This window comes from Variovorax sp. OK605 (assembly GCF_900115445.1).
Lineage (GTDB): Bacteria > Pseudomonadota > Gammaproteobacteria > Burkholderiales > Burkholderiaceae_C > Variovorax.
Window position 1 is genome coordinate 110,818 of the sequence record NZ_FOWL01000009.1, and the last position, 21,812, is coordinate 132,629.

21 protein-coding genes are annotated in these 21,812 nt (G+C 69.5%); 11 read left to right on the forward strand and 10 right to left on the reverse strand.

The window, feature by feature from the left end; translation table 11 throughout:
* Nucleotides 1–8 precede the first annotated feature (8 nt).
* From BM013_RS23440 to BM013_RS23450, 3 genes are all read right to left on the reverse strand, one after another.
* A complete protein-coding gene (locus BM013_RS23440; RefSeq protein ID WP_093130056.1) occupies nucleotides 9–872 on the reverse strand; it encodes an STAS domain-containing protein in 864 nt (287 codons plus the stop codon).
* 285 nt (nucleotides 873–1,157) lie between these two features.
* The gene (locus tag BM013_RS23445; protein ID WP_093130057.1) at nucleotides 1,158–1,418 is read right to left on the reverse strand and encodes a helix-turn-helix domain-containing protein; all 261 of its coding nucleotides are present in this window, start codon (nucleotides 1,416–1,418) and stop codon (nucleotides 1,158–1,160) included.
* A gap of 312 nt (nucleotides 1,419–1,730) precedes the next feature.
* Nucleotides 1,731–2,531, reverse strand: a complete 801-nt coding sequence (locus BM013_RS23450) for an IclR family transcriptional regulator domain-containing protein (protein WP_093130058.1) — start codon at nucleotides 2,529–2,531, stop codon at nucleotides 1,731–1,733.
* 81 nt (nucleotides 2,532–2,612) lie between these two features.
* Here BM013_RS23450 and BM013_RS23455 point away from each other — a divergent pair, with 81 nt between their 5' ends.
* The 11 genes from BM013_RS23455 to BM013_RS23505 all read left to right on the forward strand — a co-directional run bounded on the left by BM013_RS23455 (nucleotide 2,613) and on the right by BM013_RS23505 (nucleotide 14,072).
* The gene (locus tag BM013_RS23455) at nucleotides 2,613–3,581 is read left to right on the forward strand and encodes a Bug family tripartite tricarboxylate transporter substrate binding protein (protein WP_093130059.1); all 969 of its coding nucleotides are present in this window, start codon (nucleotides 2,613–2,615) and stop codon (nucleotides 3,579–3,581) included.
* Between the two features lie 23 nt (nucleotides 3,582–3,604).
* Nucleotides 3,605–4,852 carry an aromatic ring-hydroxylating dioxygenase subunit alpha gene (locus BM013_RS23460; protein ID WP_093130060.1) on the forward strand — a complete coding sequence of 416 codons (1,248 nt, stop codon included), beginning with the start codon at nucleotides 3,605–3,607 and terminating at the stop codon, nucleotides 4,850–4,852.
* Between the two features lie 34 nt (nucleotides 4,853–4,886).
* Nucleotides 4,887–5,354, forward strand: a complete 468-nt coding sequence (locus BM013_RS23465; RefSeq protein ID WP_093130061.1) for an aromatic-ring-hydroxylating dioxygenase subunit beta — start codon at nucleotides 4,887–4,889, stop codon at nucleotides 5,352–5,354.
* The gene (locus tag BM013_RS23470; protein WP_256221624.1) at nucleotides 5,351–6,319 is read left to right on the forward strand and encodes a PdxA family dehydrogenase; all 969 of its coding nucleotides are present in this window, start codon (nucleotides 5,351–5,353) and stop codon (nucleotides 6,317–6,319) included. The genes BM013_RS23465 and BM013_RS23470 overlap by 4 nt, the downstream gene beginning before the upstream one ends.
* Nucleotides 6,316–7,335, forward strand: a complete 1,020-nt coding sequence (locus BM013_RS23475; RefSeq protein WP_093130062.1) for an FAD-binding oxidoreductase — start codon at nucleotides 6,316–6,318, stop codon at nucleotides 7,333–7,335. The genes BM013_RS23470 and BM013_RS23475 overlap by 4 nt, the downstream gene beginning before the upstream one ends.
* Nucleotides 7,336–7,642: 307 nt before the next feature.
* Entirely contained in the window at nucleotides 7,643–9,316 is a 1,674-nt protein-coding gene (locus BM013_RS42150; RefSeq protein ID WP_093130063.1) for a methyl-accepting chemotaxis protein, read from the forward strand.
* Between the two features lie 108 nt (nucleotides 9,317–9,424).
* Nucleotides 9,425–9,838: a RidA family protein gene (locus BM013_RS23485; RefSeq protein ID WP_093130064.1), complete on the forward strand. Its 414-nt coding sequence runs from the start codon at nucleotides 9,425–9,427 to the stop codon at nucleotides 9,836–9,838.
* A gap of 4 nt (nucleotides 9,839–9,842) precedes the next feature.
* On the forward strand, nucleotides 9,843–10,874 hold the full coding sequence (locus BM013_RS23490; RefSeq protein WP_093130065.1) for a pyridoxal-phosphate dependent enzyme: 1,032 nt from the start codon (nucleotides 9,843–9,845) through the stop codon (nucleotides 10,872–10,874).
* A gap of 87 nt (nucleotides 10,875–10,961) precedes the next feature.
* Nucleotides 10,962–11,951 carry a tripartite tricarboxylate transporter substrate-binding protein gene (locus BM013_RS23495; protein ID WP_093130066.1) on the forward strand — a complete coding sequence of 330 codons (990 nt, stop codon included), beginning with the start codon at nucleotides 10,962–10,964 and terminating at the stop codon, nucleotides 11,949–11,951.
* A gap of 2 nt (nucleotides 11,952–11,953) precedes the next feature.
* Nucleotides 11,954–13,045 (forward strand): DUF2817 domain-containing protein, encoded by a 1,092-nt coding sequence (locus BM013_RS23500; protein ID WP_093130067.1) that lies wholly within the window; start codon nucleotides 11,954–11,956, stop codon nucleotides 13,043–13,045.
* A gap of 52 nt (nucleotides 13,046–13,097) precedes the next feature.
* A complete protein-coding gene (locus BM013_RS23505) occupies nucleotides 13,098–14,072 on the forward strand; it encodes a helix-turn-helix domain-containing protein (RefSeq protein WP_093130068.1) in 975 nt (324 codons plus the stop codon).
* Here the strand turns inward: BM013_RS23505 and BM013_RS23510 are convergent, their stop codons facing one another.
* From BM013_RS23510 to BM013_RS23540, 7 genes are all read right to left on the reverse strand, one after another.
* Entirely contained in the window at nucleotides 14,073–14,396 is a 324-nt protein-coding gene (locus tag BM013_RS23510) for a DUF3325 family protein (protein ID WP_093130069.1), read from the reverse strand.
* Between the two features lie 2 nt (nucleotides 14,397–14,398).
* Nucleotides 14,399–15,928 carry a PepSY-associated TM helix domain-containing protein gene (locus tag BM013_RS23515; RefSeq protein WP_256221625.1) on the reverse strand — a complete coding sequence of 510 codons (1,530 nt, stop codon included), beginning with the start codon at nucleotides 15,926–15,928 and terminating at the stop codon, nucleotides 14,399–14,401.
* Nucleotides 15,928–16,197, reverse strand: coding sequence for a hypothetical protein (locus BM013_RS23520; RefSeq protein ID WP_093130070.1), 270 nt, complete (start codon nucleotides 16,195–16,197; stop codon nucleotides 15,928–15,930). The genes BM013_RS23515 and BM013_RS23520 overlap by 1 nt, the downstream gene beginning before the upstream one ends.
* A gap of 2 nt (nucleotides 16,198–16,199) precedes the next feature.
* A complete protein-coding gene (locus BM013_RS23525; protein WP_218153681.1) occupies nucleotides 16,200–18,674 on the reverse strand; it encodes a TonB-dependent receptor in 2,475 nt (824 codons plus the stop codon).
* Between the two features lie 73 nt (nucleotides 18,675–18,747).
* Entirely contained in the window at nucleotides 18,748–19,827 is a 1,080-nt protein-coding gene (locus BM013_RS23530) for a FecR family protein (RefSeq protein ID WP_256221626.1), read from the reverse strand.
* The gene (locus BM013_RS23535; protein ID WP_093130071.1) at nucleotides 19,828–20,346 is read right to left on the reverse strand and encodes a sigma-70 family RNA polymerase sigma factor; all 519 of its coding nucleotides are present in this window, start codon (nucleotides 20,344–20,346) and stop codon (nucleotides 19,828–19,830) included.
* Nucleotides 20,347–20,478: 132 nt separating this feature from the next.
* Nucleotides 20,479–21,738 carry an MFS transporter gene (locus BM013_RS23540; protein ID WP_093130072.1) on the reverse strand — a complete coding sequence of 420 codons (1,260 nt, stop codon included), beginning with the start codon at nucleotides 21,736–21,738 and terminating at the stop codon, nucleotides 20,479–20,481.
* Nucleotides 21,739–21,812: the final 74 nt, after the last annotated feature.

Consider the following 21,812-nt stretch of genomic DNA (forward strand, 5'->3'; position numbering starts at 1 on the left):
CGCGCCGATCAGACGTCGGCCGACACGCCAGACGAACGCGACACGCGCCAGCCGGTCTGCTTCAGCGCCAGCGACAGCGCGTCGGCCAGCGTGGCCTTGGTCTGCACGCCCTGCAGGTCGATGCCCAGGTGCACGATGGTCTGCGCGATCTGCGGGCGGATGCCGCTGATGATGCAGTCCGCGCCCATGAGCCGGATGGCCGTGACCGTCTTCAGCAGGTGCTGCGCCACCAGCGTGTCGACCGTGGGCACGCCGGTGATGTCGATGATGGCGAGCTCGGAGCCTGTTTCGACGATCTTCTGCAGCAGGGCTTCCATGACCATCTGCGTGCGGCTGCTGTCGAGCACGCCGATCATCGGCACCGCCAGCACGCCGTCCCACAGCTTGACGACGGGCGTGGAGAGTTCGAGCAGCTCTTCCTGCTGCCGGCGGATGATTTCCTCGCGCGCCAGCTGGAAGGTGCCGACCGTGTGCTGCGCGAGCTTGTCGGCCGTGGTCGACAGCGCCCACAGCGCGCTGCTCATCGCAACCGGGTCGGCGGCCATGCGGCGCTGCAGGGCCTCGAACAGCGGCTTCTTGAGCGACAGGACGAACAGGCTCGTCTCGCCGGCCGACTGGCCCTTGGCGGCGCGGGTGCGCGAGAGGTTGGCGAGCATGTCGCGCAGCGGCGTCCACACGGGCGCCTCGAAGCGCGCCGGGTCGCCGTCGGCCTGCAGGGCCTCGCGCAACAGGCGCAGGATGTCGGTGGCCTCGGCCTGCGCGCTGCGGCGCACGCCCGGTTCGCTGATGCGGGCTTCATCGAGCCAGCCTTCCACCACGGTGCTCTCGTCGTCGCGCAGGGTGGCCAGCAAAGCCTGGTATTCGTTGTTCATTGGATTCCTCTGTAGTTCTGGAGTCGTTCATGTGAAACGACGAGGCTGCGTGAACGAGCGAATGCGGCTTGCTCTGACGTGGCGTTTCACGTTGAGGATCGTATCTGCGCCAGCCCTCGCAAAAGGCCCGCCGCAAATGCCGGACGGCGCGTCTTGACGTAGGCCGTCTCCCACAGGCGGACTCTTCATAGCCCGCGGTGGTGGGCGGGCGCAATGTCTTTTGACACTGCATGCACAGCAGAGCCAACGCGGCGGGACGCTCGGGCTGCGCCCCGGCCTGGCCCCTCAGGCCGCCGGGCCGGCTCGGCGCAATTCCGTGGTGACGCCGTACAGCGCCAGCATGCCGATCACATGGCCGATCGCCACGCCGGGCTCGCCCGCCTCGATCCGCCCGACCGTCTGGACGTGGACGCCCAGGCGCACCGCGGCCGCGGCCTGGCCCTCGCCGGCGGCAAGGCGCGCCTGCTTCGCAGCGGCGCCCATGTCCTTGATTGCGCGAATGGCGTCGTCGCCAATGTCTACGGAGATTCGTTTGCCTTGAGCCATCCGGGAATTCTCGCCCAGATGCGGCCAGTCTGTTACACTCCCGCGTCGCTCAAGGATCCTGAGCGCTGCCTGGCCAGGCAAGCTGAATCTCATGCCAGCGCGTCGAAGTCACTACGACGAGAAAAACAACAATGACTTCATGCAAAAGAATTTGCCGTAGCGTGGACCGCGTAAGAGTTCACGACCACATTCCCAAAGCCCGCCTCGTGCGGGCTTTTTCATTGGCTCATTGGCGCCGTCGCACAGCGGCTTGCCATGCGGCACGACCAGGCCGGCCATCGCGTTGCACAGCAGCAGGTGCTGCGCGTCGGCTCATCCAGCCTGCAACCGCGCCAGGTTGCCGCTCGCCTTGCGCAGCGAAGGCAGGAAGGTGTCGCGCACCTCGGCCAGCGTCATGCGCTCCGCGCGCACCGCGATGCTCATCGCCGCGAACACCTTCCCCGAGCGGTCGAACACGGGCACGGCCATCGACCGCACACCGAGTTCCAGCTCGCCGTCGTTGCTCGCGTAGCCCTCTTCGCGGCAGCGATCGATCAGCGCGAGCACCTCGCCCGCATCGGTGACGGTGCGCGCGGTGAGGCTGGGCCGCGGCATGGCGCGCACGCGCCGCGCGGCCTCCTCGGGCGGCATGCCCGCGAGCAGCACGCGGCCCAGCGCCGCGCAGTAGGCCGGCAGCCGCGAGCCGATGCCCAGGCCCGTGCTCAGGCTGCGCCGCGCGGTGGAGCGCGCGATGATGATCGCGTCGTCCTCCAGCAGCATGGCCAGCGAGGCCGACTCGCGCGTGCGCTCCGACAGCGCATCGAGCAGCGGCTGCGCCATCGACGGTGTGGGCCGCGAGGCCAGGTACGCGTGCGCCACCAGCAACGCCTTGGGCAGCATCCAGAAGCGCTTGCCGTCGCTTTCCAGGTAGCCCAGCGCCTGCAGCGTGAGCAGCGAACGCCGCGCGGATGCGGGCGAACTCTGCGTGAGCCGCGCCACTTCCGACACCGTGACGCGGCTGTGCTGGCGCCCGAAGCAGGTCAGCACGTCGAGGCCCTTCTGCAGCGAGGCCACGAAATTCTTGTCGGGCGCGGCGTTCTCTTCTCCGGGGACGGTGGCTTGGTTTTTGCGCATAGCGCAAATCTAGCTTGTTGCGCGCTGCCTGCAAAGGGACACTGAAATCCCCTCGAAGCACGAAGAACCCGGAGACAAAAAATGTTCCAAGACACTGCCAGGCGCACGCTGGCGCTGGTTGCCTGCGCCTTCCTGATGACTCAGGCCCAGGCCCAGAACGACAACAAGGTGGCACGCCTGGTCGTGCCCTTCCCCGCCGGCGGCACCGCCGACATCCTGCCGCGCGTGGTGGCCGACAAGCTGCGCGACCTGTACCCCGGCGGCGTGGTGGTCGAGAACCGCACGGGCGCCGGCGGCAACATCGGCGCCGACGTGGTGTACCGCTCGGAGCCCGACGGCAAGACGCTGCTGGCGTCGCCGCCCGCGCCCATCGCCATCAACCAGCACCTCTACAAGAAGCTCGCCTTCGACCCCGCGCGCTGGGTGCCGGTGACGGTGCTGGCCACCGTGCCCAACGTGCTGGTGGTCAACCCCAAGCTGCCGGTGCGCAACGTGGCCGAGTTCATCGCCTACCTGAAGGCCAACCCCGGCAAGGTGAGCTTTGCCTCGCAGGGCAACGGCACCACCTCGCACCTGACGGCCAGCCTGTTCATGCAGCTCACCGGCACCACCATGACGCACGTGCCGTACAAGGGCACCGCACCCGCGCTGGTCGACCTGATCGGCGGGCAGGTGGACGTGTTCTTCGACAACATTTCCTCGTCGCTGCAGTTCGAGCGCACCGGCAAGGTCCGCATCCTCGCGGTGGCCGACGAGCAGCGCTCCAAGGCGCTGCCCAACGTTCCCACCTTCGCCGAGCAGAAGCTGCCCGACATGAACGCGGTCACCTGGTTCGCGGTGGTCGCGCCGCCCGGCACGCCCGCGGCCACGGTCGACGCCACGCAGAAGGCCATGGCCAACGCGCTGGCGCTGCCCGACGTGAAGCAGAAGTTCGCCGAGCAGGGCGCCGAGCCGCGCGGCTGGGACAGCGCGCGCACCGGCCAGTTCATCCAGGCCGAGACCGTGAAGTGGAACAAGGTCATCCAGAGCGCCAAGGTCACGCTCGAGTGAGCACGCCAGCACACACGCATGCCATGACGAACAACGACATCTCCACCCAAGCCATCCACTGGGCCGGCCCCGGCCTGACGCGCATTCCGTTCGCGGTCTACAGCGACGCGCAGCTCGCCGCCGACGAGCAGTCGCGCATCTTCCGGGGCGAGGTCTGGAACTACCTCTGCCTGGAGGCCGAGCTGCCCGACAGCGGCAGCTACCGCACCACCTTCGCCGGCGAAACGCCCGTGGTCGCGGTGCGCGACGACGACGGCGAGATCTACGCCTTCGAGAACCGCTGCGCGCACCGCGGCGCGCTCATCGCGCTGGAAAAGTCCGGGCGCACCGACAACTTCCAGTGCGTGTACCACGCCTGGAGCTACAACCGCCAGGGCGACCTGACGGGCGTGGCCTTCGAGAAAGGCGTGAAGGGCCAGGGCGGCATGCCCGCGAGCTTCTGCAAGGAAGCGCACGGCCCGCGCAAGCTGCGCATCGCCACCTTCTGCGGGCTGGTGTTCGGCAGCTTCAATGAAGACGTGCCCTCGATCGAGGACTACCTCGGCGACGAGATCTGCGAGCGCATCGAGCGCGTGCTGCACAAGCCGGTGGAAGTCATCGGCCGCTTCACGCAGGCGCTGCCCAACAACTGGAAGCTGTACGTCGAGAACGTGAAGGACAGCTACCACGCAAGCCTGCTGCACCTGTTCTTCACCACCTTCGAGCTCAACCGCCTGTCGCAGAAAGGCGGCGTGATCGTCGACGAGAGCGGCGGCCACCACGTGAGCTATTCGATGATCGACGCGGCCGCCGAGAAAGACGCCTCTTACAAGGAACAGGCCCTGCGCTCCGACAACGACCGCTACCGCCTGAAGGACCCGAGCCTGCTCGCGGGCTTCAAGGAGTACGACGACGGCGTGACGCTGCAGATCCTGTCGGTGTTCCCGGGCTTCGTGCTGCAGCAGATCCAGAACTGCCTGGCCGTGCGGCAGGTGCTGCCCAAGGGCACGGCGCGCACCGAGCTCAACTGGACCTACATCGGCTACACCGACGACACGCCCGAGCAGCGCCGCGTGCGCCTCAAGCAGTCGAACCTGGTGGGGCCGGCCGGCTTCATCTCGATGGAAGACGGCGCGGTCGGCGGCTTCGTTCAGCGCGGCATCGCGGGCGCGGCCGACCACGAGGCCGTCGTCGAGATGGGCGGCGACGACGCGGTGTCCGGCGAAGGGCGCGCCACCGAGGCCTCGGTGCGCGGCTTCTGGAAGGCCTACCGCCGGCACATGGGCGCCTGAGCGCAAGAGAAAAAAGAAGACGAGAACCCCCACCATGATCGACCTGCTGGCGCTGTGCGCCTTCAACGCGGCCTATGCCGACGCCATCGACAGCGATGCGCTGGAGCAATGGCCCGCCTTCTTCACCGAAGACTGCCACTACCGCATCACCCACGTCGAGAACGAGCGCGAGGGCCTGCCCGCCGGCATCGTGTATGCCGACTCGCGCGCGATGCTCGAAGACCGCATCGCCGCGCTGCGCGAAGCCAACATCTACGAACGCCAGCGCTACCGCCACCTGCTGGGCATGCCGCTGCTGCTGAAGGCCGAGGTCGACGGCGCCGAGGCGCGCACGCCCTTCATGGTGGCGCGCATCATGGCCACCGGCCAGACCGAGCTGTTCGCCACCGGCAGCTACCACGACCGCTTCGTGCGGCAAGGCGACGGGCAGCTGCGGCTGCGGTCGCGCGTGGCCGTGTGCGACAGCACCGTGACCGACACCCTGCTGGCGCTGCCGCTGTGACGAAGCATCCGTCGCCGCGCAAGCTGGCGCTGGCGGCCGGCGACCCGAACGGCATCGGCCCGGAGATCGCGCTGAAGGCGCTGGCTGCGTTGCCCGCCGACGAACGCGCGCGAATCACGCTCTATGGACCGGGCAGCGTTCTCGAACGGATGGCATCGCAGCTCGGTCTTGCCGCGCTGCTGCGCGAGGTGGCGTTCGTCGATGCCGGCGAACTGCCTGCGAGTTCCGCCGTGCCGGGCCGCATCGACGCAGCAGCCGGCGCCTCGGCCGTCGCCAGCGCCACGGCCGCCCTCGAGGCCTGCCGCCGCGGCGAGGTCGACGCGGTGGTGGCCTGCCCGCACCACGAGACGGCCATCCACCAGGCCGGCATCGCCTTCAGCGGCTACCCCTCGCTGGTTGCGCGCGTGTGCGGCCTGCCCGAGGAGCGCGTGTTCCTGATGCTGGTCGGCGGCGGGCTGCGCATCGTGCATGCGACGCTGCACGAGAGCGTGCGCACCGCACTCGACCGGCTCACGCCTGCGCTCGTCGCCGAAGCGATCCGCGCGGGTGCGCGGGCCTGCGCGCTGCTGGGCGTGGCGAACCCGTCCATCGGCGTGTTCGGCATCAACCCGCATGCGTCGGAGGGCGGGCTGTTCGGGCCGGAGGACGCGGCCATCGTCGTTCCCGGCGTCGAAGCGGTACGCGCCGAAGGGCTGCGCGCCGACGGACCGGCCGGCGCCGACACGCTGCTGGCAAAGCGCGGGCACGACCTGTACGTGGCGATGCTGCACGACCAGGGCCACATTCCCGTGAAGCTGCTCGCGCCGCAGGCGGCGAGCGCGCTCAGCATCGGCGGCGATGCGCTGCTGTCGAGCGTGGGCCACGGCAGCGCGATGGACATCGCGGGCCGCGGCATCGCCGATCCGCAAGCGGTGTTGCGCACGATCGCATTGCTGTCGGGCATCGGCGCGGAGGCGCGCGCATGAGCCACCGCATCGCGATCGCGAACAGCGACGTCGCCTTCGACTGCGCCGGCAACGAGAGCGTGCTCGACGCCGCCGCGCGCGCCGGCATCGAGCTGCCCTATTCGTGCCGCAAGGGCGTCTGCGGCAACTGCGCGGGCGCGGTGACGCAGGGCGAAGTGGGCGCCGCCGGCAACGGCGCGATCGTCAACGAGACCTGCCTGCCGGGCCAGGTGCTGTTCTGCATGTGCGCGCCGCGCGGCGACCTCCAGATCGCGCCCGTGTCATGGCGCCGCATCGACCCGGCCGCGCGCAAGCGCTTCACGGCCAAGGTGTATCGCAACCAGCTGGCTGCGAGCGACGTGTCGGTGCTGCAGCTGCGCCTGCCCGCGGGCCAGCGCGCGAAGTTCAGCGCCGGCCAGTACCTGCAGGTTGCGCTGCCCGACGGCAGCACGCGCAGCTACTCGATGGCCAATGCGCCGCACGAGAGCGACGCGGTCACGCTGCATGTGCGGCACGTGCAGGGCGGCGCTTTCAGCGCGCGCGTGGCGCAGCTTGTGCCCGGCGACCTGCTGGAGATCGAATTGCCCTTCGGCGCGTTCTCGCTGCAGGAAGAGCAGGCACGGCCCGTCGTGTTCGTGGCTGGCGGCACCGGGTTCGCGCCGGTGAAGTCCATCCTCGACGACATGCTCAAGCGCCGCATCGACCGGCCCGTCACGCTGATCTGGGGCGCGCGGCAGGCCGAGGGCATCTACCTGCGCGCGGCCGTGGCGCGCTGGCAGAAGCAATGGCCGCAGATGCGCTTCATCGCGGCGCTGAGCGACGGCGGTGAAGCCTCGGGTGAAGACTTCGCCGGCCGCCCCGACCAGGCGTTGCTGGCCGCATTCCCCGACCTGCGCGGCCACGAACTCTACTGCTGCGGTTCACCGGCGATGGTGCACGCGGTGCGCGAAGCGGCGGTGCAGCATCGCGGGCTCGATGCGGGCGACTTCCACTCCGACGTGTTCGTCGAAGGCCCGGCGGCGCACACGGCGGCTTGAGTCGAAAGGGTTCGCCGCCGGGATCGGCGGCGGCGCCGCTTCGCCGGTCGGCCATCCCTTAAGTCAGTAATCACTGCAGCCGTCGCCGTGCATCCGCGTGACATCCGCACGAGGGGACGGACGGCGCGGAGCGCGGCGATGGCGGCCGGCGCATCTTCCATGGTTTCAGGCGTCTTCTATTTTTCCGCGCAGATCTGAATTTTTCAATCCTTCGAGTCGATAGCCGATCTGAGGGAGAAATTTCCTCTCGCGCGGCGGCCCGCATCCGGGCCGCCTGAAGAAGACCTAGACACTCAAAGGAGATCGCATGCAGTGGTTCATTGGATTGAAAGTCAAGACCAAGCTGGTCGGCGGGTTTCTGATCGTCGCCGCCATCGGCGCCATCATCGGAATTCAGGGCATCCTGAAGGCGGCCCAGATGAACAGCATGGCCAGCCTCATGTTCCAGCGGGACACCGTCGGGCTGAGGCATGTCGCGGAAGCCAACATGCACCTGCTGGCTGCCGGCCGCGGCGTTCGCACGGCCGTTCTCTCGCGCACCGAGGAAGACCGCAAGCAGCAGCTGGCCATCGTGCAGGACCGTCTGAAGCAGCTGCACAGCGAGCTCGACAAGTCGGACCCGAAGTTCGTCACCCAGCACGGGCGCGACCTGGTCCAGCGCACGCGCGCCGCGGCGCTGGCCTACGGTGAAGGCCTTGGCGGCGTCATCGCCACCTTGAACACCGAGCCGCTCGGCGAGGCGCGCGAATCGGCGAGCAAGCTCTTCGGCGACGTCCGCGCACTGGGCGACAAGGCCGACGACCTGATGACCGAAATGATCGAACTGAAGCAGTCGAACGCGGAAGCGCTGCACAAGGAAACGGACGCGGTCTACAACCGCATCCGCACGATGCTGGCCGTTCTCACGGCCGGCGGCGTGCTGGTCGGCATCGCGATCGGCCTGGTCACCTCGCGCGTGCTGACACGCCAGCTCGGCGGTGAACCCGGCGACGCGGCGGACGCGGCGCGGCGCATTGCGCAAGGCGACCTTGCCGTTCCCATCGAGACACGGCCCGGCGACACCGGCAGCCTGATGATGGCCATGAAGCGCATGCGCGACAGCCTGGTCGAGGTGGTCAGCGGCGTGCGCAACGGCGCGGAAACCATCGCGTCGGCCTCCCAGCAGATCTCCGCCGGCAACCACGACCTCTCGTCGCGGACCGAGGAGCAGGCCAGCTCGCTCGAGCAGACCGCGGCGTCGATGGAGGAGCTCACCAGCACGGTCAAGCAGAACTCCGACAACGCGCTGCAGGCGAACCGGCTGGCCATGTCGGCCACCGAAGTCGCCGTGCGCGGCGGCAAGGTGGTCAGCGAAGTGATTGCCACCATGGGCCACATCGAAAGTTCGTCGAAGAAGATCGTCGACATCATCGGCGTGATCGACGGCATCGCGTTCCAGACCAACATCCTGGCGCTGAACGCCGCGGTGGAAGCCGCGCGCGCCGGCGAGCAGGGCCGCGGGTTCGCGGTGGTCGCCTCCGAGGTGCGCAATCTGGCGCAACGCTCGGCCGCCGCGGCCAAGGAGATCAAGGAACTGATCGCCGACTCGGTGGGCAACGTGAACGCGGGCACCGCGATGGTCGGCACCGCCGGGCGCACCATGGAAGAGATCGTGACGAGCGTGCAGCGCGTGACGAACATCATGAGCGAGATCACCGCCGCCACGCAGGAACAGACCGCGGGCATCGAGCAGATCAACCAGGCGATCACGCAGATGGACCAGGTCACGCAGCAGAACGCCGCGCTGGTCGAAGAGGCCACCGCGTCGGCCGCCTCGCTGCAGGAGCAGGCGGGCAGCCTGGTGCAGGCCGTGGGCGTCTTCAAGCTGGGCAGCGAGTCGCGGGTGACGGCACGCGCCTTCAAGGCGGCCGCGGGCGCGGGCATCGCCAGCCTGCGCCTGAAGCCGGCACTGCCCAAGGCGCGCGCGCTGATGGCGGCCTGAACAAGGACGGAGCACAAGGAATAGCACGAGAAGAAAAAGAAGAGCGCGCAAAGGATTCAGGTCGCCATGCAAAAGACAGGCAGGCGGCCGATTCATAGACTGCCATGCATGCCCCACGCATCCTTGCCGGTTCCCGCAGCAGGCCCCCACGCCTCTGCCGCGCCCTACTTCTCCTCGGCCCGCCGCGACGGCGACTGGGTGTTCGTCAGCGGCCAGATGGCGTTCGACGAACACTCGCTCATTGCGGGCGACACGGTCGGCGAGCAGACCAGGCGTTGCCTGGGACGCATCGACGACATCCTGCGCTCCGAAGGCCTCGGCCTCGCCGACGTCGTGAAGACGACGGTGTGGCTGGGCCGCGTGGGCGACTTCGCTGAATTCAACTGCAGCTACGCCGCGGTCTTCGCCGCGACGCAAGCGCCGGCGCCGGCACGCTCCACCGTGCGCGCCGACCTCATGATGCCGGGCGCGCTGGTCGAGATCGAAGCCATTGCGCGCAACCGCCCCCCGGCCGGAGACTGATGGCATGAACACACAACTTCCAGACCCGAACACGAACACGAACCCGGCCTTCGACCTCGAGCTCGCAGCGATCCGCGAGACCGCCCGCGCCAACGCCGATGCGCTGCTGCGCACACCCGTCGCCCCGCTGCACGGCGCCACCGTCGAGCGGCTGCTGGGCCGCGCCGACGTCGTCATGAAGCTGGAGCTGTTCCAGCGCACCGGCACCTTCAAGGCGCGGGGCGCGTTGAACTCGGTGCGGCGCCTGTCGCCCGCGCAGAAGGCGCTCGGCATCACGGCCGTGAGCGCGGGCAACCACGCGGTGGCCGCGGCGTTCGCGGCACGCGAAGCCGGCGTGAGCGCAAAGATCGTGATCCAGGCCAGCGCCAACCCGGCGCGCGCGGCCCTGGCCCGCTCGTACGGCGCCGAACTGCTGGTCGCGCCAGACGGCGCGACCGGCTTCGCCATGGCCGAGGCGCTGGTGCGCGACGAGCAGCGCAGCTTCATCCATCCGTTCGAGGGCGAGGCCGTGTCGCTGGGCACCGCCACGCTGGGCCTCGAGTTCGCCGAGCAGGCGCCCGACCTCGACGTGGTGCTGGTCGCCGTGGGCGGCGGCGGGCTGGGCAGCGGCGTGGCCGCGGCCATTCGCAAGATGCTGCCGTCGTGCCGCGTGATCGGCATCGAGCCCGAAGGCGCCGACGTCATGCGGCGCAGCTTCGAAGCCGGTTCGCCGCAGCGCATGGAAAAGCTCTCGACCATTGCCGACAGCCTGGCGCCGCCCATGACGCTGCCGATGGCCTACGGCCTGTGCCGCCGCTACATGGAGCGCATCGTCACCGTGAGCGACGACGAGATCTGCCGCGCGATGGCCGTCATGTTCCGCGACGCCAAGCTGGCCGTCGAGCCGGCGGGCGCCACGGCGCTTGCCGCGCTGCTGGGTCCGCTGCGCGACGAGTTGCGCGGCGCGCGCACCGGGCTCGTCGTCTGCGGCGCCAACCTCGATGCCGAGACCTACGTGCAGCAACTGGCGCGCGGCGAACGGCTGCTCACCGCCTGAGCTTTGGCACGGCACCGCAACAGCACGCCAGGGTCCCCGGGCGCGGCGACGGCGCCCATCCTTTTCAACTTTCCTGGAGCAGCCCCGATGAAGCGACGCGACCTTTTGTCTTTGCTGCCGGCCGGTGTCGCGGGCAGCGCGCTGTGGCCGCGCCTGGCCGCCGCGCAGCCCGCTGCGCCGGAACTGCCGCGCACGATCCGGCTGGTGGTCGGCTACCCGGCGGGCGGCACGGCCGACGCGGTGGCGCGCATCTACGCGGAGGGCCTGCAGCGGCGCCTGGGCGTGAACGTGATCGTGGACAACAAGCCCGGCGCGGGCGGCCAGCTCGCGGCCGAACAGTTCCGCGCGCTGCGCCCGGACGGCACCACGCTGCTGCTGGGCAACAGCCACATGTTCTCGACCTTGCCGCTGACCTCGCGCACGGTGCGCTACGACCCGGTGAAAGACTTCGCGCCGGTGGCCCGGCTCGCCACCTTCGAAGTCGCATGGGCGGTGAGCGCCGAGCAGCCGGCCAGGACGCTGAAGGAATACATCGCGCTGGCGCGCGCCACGCCGCAGGCCCGCAACTTCGGCGTGCCCGCGGCCGGCAGCTCGCCGCACTTCGTCGGCTACGTGGTGGGCAAGCAGGAAGGCGTCGAGCTTATGCCGGTGCCCTACAAGGGCGGCGCGCCGCTGCTGGCCGACCTGATCGGCAACCAGATTCCGGCCGGCGTCGATGCGCTGGGCGGGCTGCTGCCCTCGCACAAGACCGGCAAGATCCGCGTGCTCGCGGTGACCGGCCCGCGGCGCAGCAAGGCCGTGCCCGAAGTGCCGACCTTCGGCGAGCTGGGCTTCAAGTCATTGGGAAGCTCGAGCTGGGTCGGCCTGTTCGCGCCGCCCGGCACGGCGCAGGCCTACATCGACCGCATCAACGCCGGCGTGCTCGAGGTCGCGGCGCTGCCGGCCACCACCGCCAACCTGGCGACCGCGGGCTTCGACACGGCGGCCAGCAACCCGCAGCAGCTGCACGATGCGGTGCGCAGCGAGCTCGCGCTGTGGCAGCCGATCATTCGCGAGTCGGGCTTCCAGATCGACTGACGATGCACCCCGACACCCTGTTCAGCGCCGACTACGCGACGGCACGCGACAAGTTTCTCGCGGCCTGCACGCTGCGCGGTCTCACGCCGCAGACCTATGCCCACCCGCTGGCCGGCGCGCAACGCGAGATGCTCTCGACCGACGTGGTGCGCGTCGGCCCGGCCAATGCCAGGCGCGTGCTGGTGCTGACCTCGGGCGTGCACGGGGTGGAGCTGTTCGCCGGCTCGGGCTGCCAGGTCGACTGGCTGCTGACCCAGCACAGCGCCGAGCTGCCGCCCGACACCGCCGTCGTGCTGGTGCATGCCATCAACCCCTGGGGCGCATCCTGGCTGCGGCGCTACACCGAAGACAACGTCGATCTCTGCCGCAACTTCATCGACCATTCGGCGCTGCCTGCATCGCCGGCATCCTGCGCCTACGACCCGCTGCACGCCGCGATCGACCTCGACCCGCAGGACACCGATGCCGCAGCGCGCGGCGACGCGATGCTTGCGGACTTCGCCAAGGCCAGGGGCAACGACGCGCTCTACAACGCATTGATGGCCGGCCAGTACACCGTGCCGAACGGCATGGGCTTCGGTGGACAGGCGCCCACGTGGTCGCGCATGACCATCGAGGCGGTGCTGCGGCGCCATTGCGCAGCGGCGACGGACGTGTGCATCGTCGACTACCACACGGGCCTGGGCCCGTACAGCTATGGATCGATCGTCGCGCTCCAGCAAGGGGACGACCTGCAGCGCATGCGCGAGGCCTTCGGCCGATGGGTGGTTGCCGTGCACGAGGGCAGCGCGCCCGACGACTTCTCGCCCGTCGCGGGGCACACCACGCCGGGCTACGAGCGCGCGCTGCCGCACGCGCGTGTGACGGCCGGCGTGCTGGAGTTCGGCACGGGGCGCCCGCGCCACATGCTCGACCTGCTGGTGCGCGACCAGCGCGAATGGGCCCGCGGCCTGGGCCGCACGCAGCTGCCGGGCGTGCGGCGCGAGCTGCTCGATTTCTTCTATCCCGACGACGCCGCCTGGCAGCGCAGCCTCGTCGACCAGTCGCGCCAGGTCATCGGCAAGGGCCTGCGTTTTCTCTCTCACGGGCCCTGAAGTGCGGGCGTATGCTTGCGATCCTCGTCAACAAGGATCGGGGACCCTGCGCATGGACATGCCATTCAGCCTACCTTCCGCCCATGCCCTGGAGTCGGCGCGCAGCTGGGGTCGCACGCAGGGCCTGACGCTGACGCCGATCGGGCGCGCGCAGGGGCGGCGGGAGTTCCTGTGCTTTCGCCCGGGCTTCTACGTTGCGCTGGGACACGTCAACCATGTCGAACCCAGCCGCGAGGTGTACCGCAGCGGCGACTTCATCAAGCTGCACTTTCGCCTCGAAGGCGAGAGCTTCGTCGGGCAGCCCGGCGCGGTCGCCGCGCAGACCGTGAGCGCCATGAGCGTGAGCACGCTGCTGCAGCCGCCGGGGCTGGCCAAGGAAGAGTGCTTTGCCGGCGAGGTCAAGGAACGCTCGGTCACGCTGTGCTGCTCGCGCAGCTTTCTCATGGACGAGCTGGGGCTGTCCGGCGAGACGCTTCGCGGGCCGTTCGGCACCTTCGTTCGCGGCGCTCCGCAGCAGTTCGAACTGGCGCGCTTTCCGATCGATGCCGCCCAGTACGACATTGCGCTGGCGCTGCTCGGCGAGCCGCAAGGAGACGCCTTTCGCGGCATCTACGCCGAATCGAAGGCCTTCGCGCTGCTGCACACCTTTCTCACCCGGCGCTTCGACGATGCCGCGCCCGACACCGCCGGTGCGCGAACCCGCGAACGTCTGATGCCGGTCAAGCGCTACATCGACGCGAACCTGCACGAGGCGCTCGAGATGCGCAATCTGGCCAAGCGTTTCGGCTTCAGCGAAAGCCACCTCGCCCGCCGCTTTCGCGAAGTGTTCGGCGTTCCTCTTTTCGAATACGTCGGCAATGCGCGGCTGACGCGCGCACGCGGGCTCATCGAAGACGGCCGGCTCAGCATTGCGCAGATTGCGCTGGAGGTCGGCTACGGCCACGCTGCGAACTTCAGCACCGCATTCAAGCGGCAGTTCGGCATGACGCCGCAGGGTGCGCGCAGGGGCATGCGCCAGGCGCACTGACTAGACACCCGGGCCGCCGCGCGCACCTGCACCGGGTGCGCCCTTCCCGTCGAAACAGGACAGGGTCAGCACCACCGCGTAGGCGCTCGTGCACGCGATGCACACGCCCAGGAGCGTGCCCAGGCCCCAGCCGTCGCGCAGGATGCACAGGCCACCTGCTGCTCCGGCGAAGGCCAGCGCCAACGCCCGCATCAACCAGCGCGAAGGGGGTCCACGCCGAGACAGCGCGCGAATCGCATGCCAGTGCACGGGCATGGACAGCGCCGCGCACGCCCATGCGGCATAGCCGGCGACGGCGGCAAGGCACAACAGCAGCAACGACATCGTCAGGCCTTCGCAGTTCCGACGCGGCCACGCGCCAGCCTGCGCCAGACCCAGGCAGCGGCCAGCGCGCTGACGAGCAATGCGAGGTCCACGCCCCACACCGCCGCCGGCAACGGCGGTGCCGCGGCGCCGTACGCGCCGGTGGTCCATGCGTTCGCTGCCACGCACAGACAGGCCAGCACGCCGATGCACGCGACCTGTTCGCGCCACGCACGCGCCCCACGCCATGCGGCATGGCCGAAGCAGGCCAGCCACGCCAGGAAGAAGGTCGAGACCTCCAGGCCGGAGCGGCTGCTGCCCGCCAGGCCGGCCTCGGCAGGCAACAGGCGATTGGCCGCCAGGTAGGCCAGCGTGGCGATGAAGAGCCCTGTGACGCTGCCGATGCACAGGCCCAGCACCACGCGCCGCCCCGGCTTGGGGGTGCGTCTGGCGTCGGCAGGACGCGCCTCGACCCAGAAGACCAGGCCGGTCGCGATCATCAGGCAACCCGAAAGGCCCAGCACGAAGTAGAGCCAGCGCAGCGGCCAATGATTGAACTGGACGAAATGCAGGCCCGACAGGAAGCGCTGCATGCCCATGGCCGGGCCGGCCTGGAAGCGTTGCAGCAACCGGCCGGTGGCGGCGTCGAAATAGAGCTGGTCGAGGTTCATCGTCACCTCGCCGGCATAGGAGCGGCGCAGCTCCACGTAGCTGTTGGCATCGCCCGGGTGCCACACGCGCACGAAGTACGGCACACCCCCGCCCCACTCGCGCCCGGCCTGCGCCGCCATGGCGTCGAGCGACGACAGCGTTCCCGGCGTTCCGGCGCGTGCGCGGCTGTAGCGGCCGTAGGACTGCGACTGGAACTGCGACTGCCCCTTGGCGCCGGTGTCGAACGCGCCCTGGTACGCGAGCGGAAAGTACATGTTGAAGAAGATCACCAGGCCCGACAGCGTGATGAGGAAGTGAAACGGCAGGCCGATGACGCCGGTCACGTTGTGCAGGTCGAGCGTGCTGCGCGGCAGGCGCTTGCGCGGGCGGAAGGTGAAGAAGTCGGCCAGCAGCTTGCGGTGGATCACCACGCCCGCCACCAGCAACACCAGCATGGCCATGGCGGCCGTGCCCACCATCCACTTGCCGAGCTCCTTCCAGGAGATGAGCAGGCCGTAGTGAAACGGAAAGAAGAACCCGCTCGCGCCCAGCGTGGCGGGGTCGCCCAGCGGCGCGAAGTCCCGCGGGTTCAGCAGCTGGCTGACCGCGGGGCCGCCGGGGCGCTGGGCCGTGAAGCGCAGCACGGGCGTGCGGGGGGTCGGCAGGTCGATGCGCCACTGGCGCGCGCCGGCGGGAATCAACGGCGCCACCGCGGCCGCCAACGGGTCCAGCGACGGGAGCCGGGGCGCGGCGGCCAGCCGCGTGGACGGCATCATCCAGCGATCGATTTCCCGGTCGAACACGCTCAGCGTGCCCATCCAGAACACGGCGAACAGCAGGCCGCCGAAGACCACGCCGGCCCAGCTGTGCACGCCGCTCAGGCGCCTCCTGAAGCCGGCCATCAGCGCGCGGCCCACCACACGCCGCACAGGGCCGCGGCCGCCACGCCGAGCCCGCAGTACAGGCGCGCCACGCTCTCGCAGCCCAGGCCCCACAGCAGGATGGCGAGGTACAGCACGAAGCCCGACATGGCCGCCGTCACCACCGCCTCGGCGCCCGCCAGGCCGCAACGCACCAGCAAGGCCACGGCCACCGACACGGCCAGGCTGGCCACGCCGTAGCCGCCGCCCAGCGCCGCAACGAGGCGCAGGAACACACGCGCGTGAACCATCCTCAGAAGTCGACCGAGTAGCCCAGCGTCAGCGTGCGGCCCCGGCCGGCAAAGTAGCGCAGCGGCTCCACCAGCGCGCTCTGCGAGTAGTAGGTGATGTAGTTGCGGTTGAACAGGTTGCTCACCGCCAGGCGCACGCTGCCCTTGGGCAGCTTGTAGCGCAGGCTCACGTCCACCAGCGCGTAGCCCTTGAAGTTCTTCTGCGGGTCGTCGAAGCGCCGGCTGAAGGCGTGCTGCACCTGCAGGAAGGAAGACAGCCGGTCGTTCCAGTCGGCCGACCAGGTGGCGATCAGCCGGTCGGGCGACACGTTCAGGCCGTCGAGCGTGGTGTCGAGGCTGCCGTTGTCGTCGCTGTCGTAGCGGCCCTTGGTGCGCGAATAGGACACCTTGAACCTGTGGGCGCGGTTCAGCCGGTAGCCCGCGCCGACGTCGATGCCCTCGATGCGGTTCTTCTCGCGTGCCGTCATGAACGCATCGCCCACGCGCACCACGCGCGCGCCGTAGTCCGACGCCGAGCGGAAGTAGCTGGCGTCGAAGTCCCAGTCGCCGCGCTTGTAGCGTCCGCCCACCTCCACGCTCTGCGTGACGATGGGCGCGAGGGTGCTCAGGTTGTCGATGCTCTGGCCGGGGATGTTGATGGCGCGCAGCACGCGGCCCACGTCGGGCATGCCGAAGCCTTCGGAGTAGCTGGTGTACAGGTTCAGGTCCTTGACGGGCTCGAACACCAGGCCGGTGTTGAAGAGCGTCTTGTTGAACTTGAGCTTGCCGCCCTGCACGGCCACGCGGTTGTAGCGCGCCAGCGTGCGGTAGGAGTCCACCTCCAGGTCGGCGATTTCCTTGCGCACGCCGCCGTGCAGCGTGAGGGTGTCCAGCAGCTTGAACTCGGCCTGCGTGAACAGCGACAGGTTGCGGTACTTGGAAGGCGGCACATAGGTGCGGCCGGTGGTGTAGAGGTCTTGCTCACCGCTGTCGAACAGCGTGTCGAAGCCGCCGGTGATCTTCAGGCGGCTGTCGAACAGGTCCGACTTGGTCAGGCTGACCTTGCTGCCGGTCTTCGACGACGAGGCGCGCGACTGGTCGTACAGCGTGCCGTTGCGCGCGATGCGCGTGTCCTGGAAGGTCGACGAGTTGTCGGCACCGAAGAGCGCCTCGAACTTCTGGTGGAACACCATGGCCGACAGCTCCATGCCGCCCAGGTCGTAGTGGTTGTAGCTGGCGCTGGTGGTCCACACGTCGTTCCACGGCGGCGTGCCCGGCGGCGTCGCCTCAACGGAGGTGGTGGGAATGCCCCGTTCCCGGTCGCCGGCCACGCCGGTGTAGCTGGCCTTCGACTTGATGCGGTAGCGGTTCATCGAGAACTGCAGGCGCTGGTTGGCGTCGAGCCAGTAGCCGATCTTGCCGAGGAAGTCGTGGCTGCGCGAGTCCATCAGGTCGCCCTGCGTGTTGTCCGCGCCGATGGCGCGGCCCTTGGCGTCGCGGTACAGGCCCTGGTCCTCGAAACTGAAGCCGAACAGGTAGTCGAGCTTGTCGAAGCGGCCGTCGGCGCGGTAGGTGGTCTTGTAGCCCATCGTGTCGCCGCCGATGCGCGACGTGGGCATGGTGGTCTGCACGTCCAGGTGCTGGTTGAAGCTGCCCTTCTCCGGGCGGCGCGTGATCAGGTTGATGGTGCCACCGGTGGCGCCCAGGCCGTTGATCGCGTTGGCGCCCTGGATCACCTCGATGCGCTCGAGCATCGAGAAGTCGATGGTGTGGGCCTCGCGCCCGGTGGGGCGGATCGGGTTGGACTGCGGCACGCCGTCGATCAGGATCAGCGGCGTGCGCCCGCGCAGGGTCTCGCCGCTGCCGTTCATCTTGCCGCGGCTGGGCGAGTACGACGGGATCAGGTTGCTCAACGCATCCGACGAGTTCGACGAGATGGCCAGCTGCTGCTCGATCTCTTCCTTGTCGAGGATCTGCACGGTCTGGGGCGCCTTGGCCGCTTCCATGTTCGAGCGGGACGCGGAGACGGTCACTTCCTCGAGCGACGCGCGCGGGCTGAAGACAGGCGCATCGCCGGTCGCCGCGGCTGCCGGCGGTGTGGCCGCACTGGCGGCAACGAGGGCGGCAGGGACGCCCGACGTGCTCGCCCCGGCCTGCGGTGCGACAGGCACCAGGCGATAGCCCACACCCGTTTTCTCGGCGGCGTAGCCGGTGCCTTGCAGCAGCAGCGCGAAGCCTTCTTCCACGCCGTGCGAGCCGCTCAGCCCCGGCGATCGCAGGTTGGCCGCGCGACGCGCGTCCAGGGCCATGGAGACGCCCGCCTCCTGGGCGAAGCGCGTCAGTGCCGGGCCCAGGGGGCCGGCGGGAATGCTGTAGTTCCGTGGCTGGGCCAGGGCCGCGCCGGGCGCCGCGACGCTCGCCGCTGCAAGGCCCAGCTGCAGTGCCAGCGCGAGGGACAGCGAGCGGCTGCGCGGCGCCGGATTCTTTGGTTGGGTCACGGGTAGGAACTTCCTCTTTCGTTAGGTTCATCAGCAATGACGAACGAGAACGAAGAACCGGAACCCCTGCGGGCTAGTTTTTTTGCGGCGCGGCCCGAAGGTCGACCCAGACCCAGCGATCGGCGAGGAAACGCAGCCGCAGCTCGGGGAAGCTGGTCTGCAGCAGCTGCAGCGCCTCGTCCGGCCTGTCCAGCGGCAACACGGCCGACACGCGCAGCGACGCGAGCTGCCGGCTGTCGTAGTGAATGCCTCCCGGGCGGTGCCGCGCCAGCTGCGCCAGCACCTCGGACAGGGGGCGGTCGACCAGCACCAGCTGGTGCTGCCGCCAGCCGTTCTCGACACGCTCGGCATCGATGCGCTCGATCTGCCCAATGCCCTGGCGGGTCAGCTCGACCCGTTCCCCGGCGCGGACCACGGTGGCCTTCTCGTAGATGTTGCCGTTGCCGTTGCTGTTGCCGCTGGCGTCGTCGACGGCGGCGGGCAGGGGAAGCGCCTGCACGGCGACCTGGGATTCGAACATCTCCAGGCTCGACTTGCCCTTCTCGTGGCTGACCGCGAACCGGGTGCCGAGCGCGCGAATGCGGGCCAGCGGCGTCTGCACATAGAAAGGCCGCTGCGCGTCCTTGGCAACGTCCACGCGAATGTCGCCCGACAGCAGCTCGACCGTGCGGCTCTTCTCGTCGAAGTGCAGGTCGATGGCGCTCGCGCCGCTCAGCGTGATGCGCGTGCCGTCCGGCAGGGTCTGGCTGACCCATTCGCGCTCGGAGCTGCGCACGTCCGCCAGCAGGTGCGCGGGTGCCGGGACCGACGCGGTGAACCACACCGGCACCGCCACGGCAATGGCCACGAGCAGCGCGACGCCGGCCCGTCGGCGCCCGGTGCGGCGCACCTGACGCTGTCCTTCGTAGACCGCGTCGAGGGCCGCATGCGCCGGACGGGGATTGCCGTCGGTGGCCTGGCGCACGCCTTCGACCTGGCCGATGAAAGCCTCGATGCGCGCGGCCGCCCGCGCGTGGCGCGCATCGGCCGCCTTCCAGGCGCTGAAACCCGCCTGCCCGCGAGCGCGCTCGGCCGGGTCGTCGCAGGTCAGCAGCACGAGCCACTCGGAGGCCTGCTGCGCCAGGTTCAAGGGGTCGGGTTCGCGCAGCTGCACTCAGTACTCCGCATGCCGGTGGCAATGCACGAGCGCCTGGACCAGGTACTTCTGGATCATCCGGGTCGACACGCCGAGCTGGGACGCGATGCCGACGTGGGTTTCACCGTCGAGGTAGTGCAGCAGGAACGCCTGGCGCGCCTTCGCCGACAGGCCGTCGAGCGCCATCTCGATGTGCGCCAGGGCCTGCAGCGTTTCCAGCAGCTGCTCGGGCGAAGGCGGGCTGCCGAGGTGCGCCGCGGCCATCGTCAGTTCGTGCAGGTAGGCGTCTTCGACGCGCTTGCGCCGGGCCTGGTCCACCATCAGGCGCTTGGCGGTGGTCACCAGGAACGCCCGGGGCTCCCGGACGCCGAGAAGCGTGTCGCGGGAGGAAATGATGCGAACGAAGGTGTCCTGCATCAGGTCGGCGGCATTGTCGGCTGACCCCAGCTTGCGGCGCAGCCAGCCGAACAACCAGCCATGGTGCTCGCAGTAAAGCGCATGCACGTGCTGTTGCGATGTGGGCCCTCCTGCAGACATGTTTTCTCCTGGCCACGCTCGCTTCGGCCGCGGGCGATACGAATAGTTATCATTATTTTAGACTGAGGTACTACATCGCTCACCGCCGCACCCGGCGTACGCACCGCCGCATCCAGCCCGCGCAGCCGTTCCTCAGCCGCGCGGCCGCCGCGGAATCCAGTACGCCAGCGTCCCCGCCGCGGCGAACGCGATCAGCCCCGTCACCGCGATGCCCGCGGCCAGCGACAGGCTGCCCGCCAGGAACGACAGCAGCGCCGGCCCGCACGAGGAGCCGATGTCCGACATCAGTCGCCACACGCCGAGGAAGTGCGCGCGCCCGTGGCGCGGCGAGTGGTCGGCGCCCAGGGTCATGATCATTCCCGAGCCGATGCCGTTGCCGAAGCCGATGGCCAGCGCCGCCAGCAGCAGCGTGAAGGTGCCGGTCGTCAAGGGCATCAGCAGCATCGCCAGCCCCATGATGAGCATCGACGGCACCGCGACCCAGCGCCGGCCCTTCTTGTCCATGACCTTGCCGGCCGGGTAGAACACCAGCATGTCGACCGCGCCGGCCAGCCCGTAGACCAGCGAGGCCACCGATGGCGCCAGCATGAGGTGGTCGGCCCACAGCGGAATCACCGCCTGGCGCGATGCGCGCACCGCGCTCACCAGCACCACGCCGATGCCCAGCGTGAGGAACACGCGCCGGTGGTCGCGCAGCGTCGACGCGATGGTGGTCGACGCGGGCGCCGCCTGCCCGTGCGGCACCGGCGGCATCTCCAGGTCGGGAATGCGCGCGCCCAGCGCCGCCGCGCCCAGCACCGCGACGATGCCGAGCACATAGGCCGCCGACAGCCCGAACACGTGCACCGCGCCCGCCGCGAGAAAAGGCCCGGCGAACATGCCGATGCGCATGACGCCGCCCAGCGTCGACAGCGCCCGCGCGCGGTACTCGATGGGCACGGCCTCGGTCATGTAGCTTTGCCGCGCGAGGTTGTAGACCGACTGCGACATGCCCACCATGAAGCAACCGAGCGCGAACAGGCCCAGGTGCGAGGTGCCCACGCACAGCGCCATGCCCAGGCCGCTCCACACGCCCGCCGCGACGATCGCCCAGCGCTCGCCCCAGCGGATGGTGATCATCGAGGCCGGGATGTTGTTGAACAGCGAGCCGATGCCGATCAGCGCGACCATCAGCGCGGCGATGGGAACCGAAGCGCCCAGCTCGCGCGCCGTCAGCGGCACGATCGGCAGGATCGCGCCCTCGCCCAGCCCGAACAGCAGCGACGGGCCGAAGGCGGGCACGGCGATGCGCCAGAGGGAAAAGGAGGGTGAAGGAGACGCGGAAGGTGCGGAAGGCGCAGGAGGGGCGGGAGGGGCCGATGAGGCAGACGAAGCGGCGGGCGGGGAAGACATGCGCGGAGGGGTTCGGGTTGGCAGCCCTGGCCCACCAGGCGGGCCAAGGGGCGGCCATTGTCCCGCCGATGCGG

Bases quoted from the DNA above. Each gene is read 5' to 3' on its own strand.
- BM013_RS23510 (WP_093130069.1), bottom strand. From the start codon at position 14,396: ATGTCGTTGCTGCTGTTGTGCCTTGCCGCCGTCGCCGGCTATGCCGCA.
- BM013_RS23455 (WP_093130059.1), top strand. From the start codon at position 2,613: ATGTTCCAAGACACTGCCAGGCGCACGCTGGCGCTGGTTGCCTGCGCC.
- BM013_RS23450 (WP_093130058.1), bottom strand. From the start codon at position 2,531: ATGCGCAAAAACCAAGCCACCGTCCCCGGAGAAGAGAACGCCGCGCCC.
- BM013_RS23495 (WP_093130066.1), top strand. From the start codon at position 10,962: ATGAAGCGACGCGACCTTTTGTCTTTGCTGCCGGCCGGTGTCGCGGGC.
- BM013_RS23475 (WP_093130062.1), top strand. From the start codon at position 6,316: ATGAGCCACCGCATCGCGATCGCGAACAGCGACGTCGCCTTCGACTGC.
- BM013_RS23465 (WP_093130061.1), top strand. From the start codon at position 4,887: ATGATCGACCTGCTGGCGCTGTGCGCCTTCAACGCGGCCTATGCCGAC.
- BM013_RS23460 (WP_093130060.1), top strand. From the start codon at position 3,605: ATGACGAACAACGACATCTCCACCCAAGCCATCCACTGGGCCGGCCCC.
- BM013_RS23490 (WP_093130065.1), top strand. From the start codon at position 9,843: ATGAACACACAACTTCCAGACCCGAACACGAACACGAACCCGGCCTTC.
- BM013_RS23535 (WP_093130071.1), bottom strand. From the start codon at position 20,346: ATGTCTGCAGGAGGGCCCACATCGCAACAGCACGTGCATGCGCTTTAC.
- BM013_RS23505 (WP_093130068.1), top strand. From the start codon at position 13,098: ATGGACATGCCATTCAGCCTACCTTCCGCCCATGCCCTGGAGTCGGCG.
- BM013_RS42150 (WP_093130063.1), top strand. From the start codon at position 7,643: ATGCAGTGGTTCATTGGATTGAAAGTCAAGACCAAGCTGGTCGGCGGG.
- BM013_RS23520 (WP_093130070.1), bottom strand. From the start codon at position 16,197: ATGGTTCACGCGCGTGTGTTCCTGCGCCTCGTTGCGGCGCTGGGCGGC.
- BM013_RS23515 (WP_256221625.1), bottom strand. From the start codon at position 15,928: ATGGCCGGCTTCAGGAGGCGCCTGAGCGGCGTGCACAGCTGGGCCGGC.
- BM013_RS23440 (WP_093130056.1), bottom strand. From the start codon at position 872: ATGAACAACGAATACCAGGCTTTGCTGGCCACCCTGCGCGACGACGAG.
- BM013_RS23540 (WP_093130072.1), bottom strand. From the start codon at position 21,738: ATGTCTTCCCCGCCCGCCGCTTCGTCTGCCTCATCGGCCCCTCCCGCC.
- BM013_RS23500 (WP_093130067.1), top strand. From the start codon at position 11,954: ATGCACCCCGACACCCTGTTCAGCGCCGACTACGCGACGGCACGCGAC.
- BM013_RS23485 (WP_093130064.1), top strand. From the start codon at position 9,425: ATGCCCCACGCATCCTTGCCGGTTCCCGCAGCAGGCCCCCACGCCTCT.
- BM013_RS23445 (WP_093130057.1), bottom strand. From the start codon at position 1,418: ATGGCTCAAGGCAAACGAATCTCCGTAGACATTGGCGACGACGCCATT.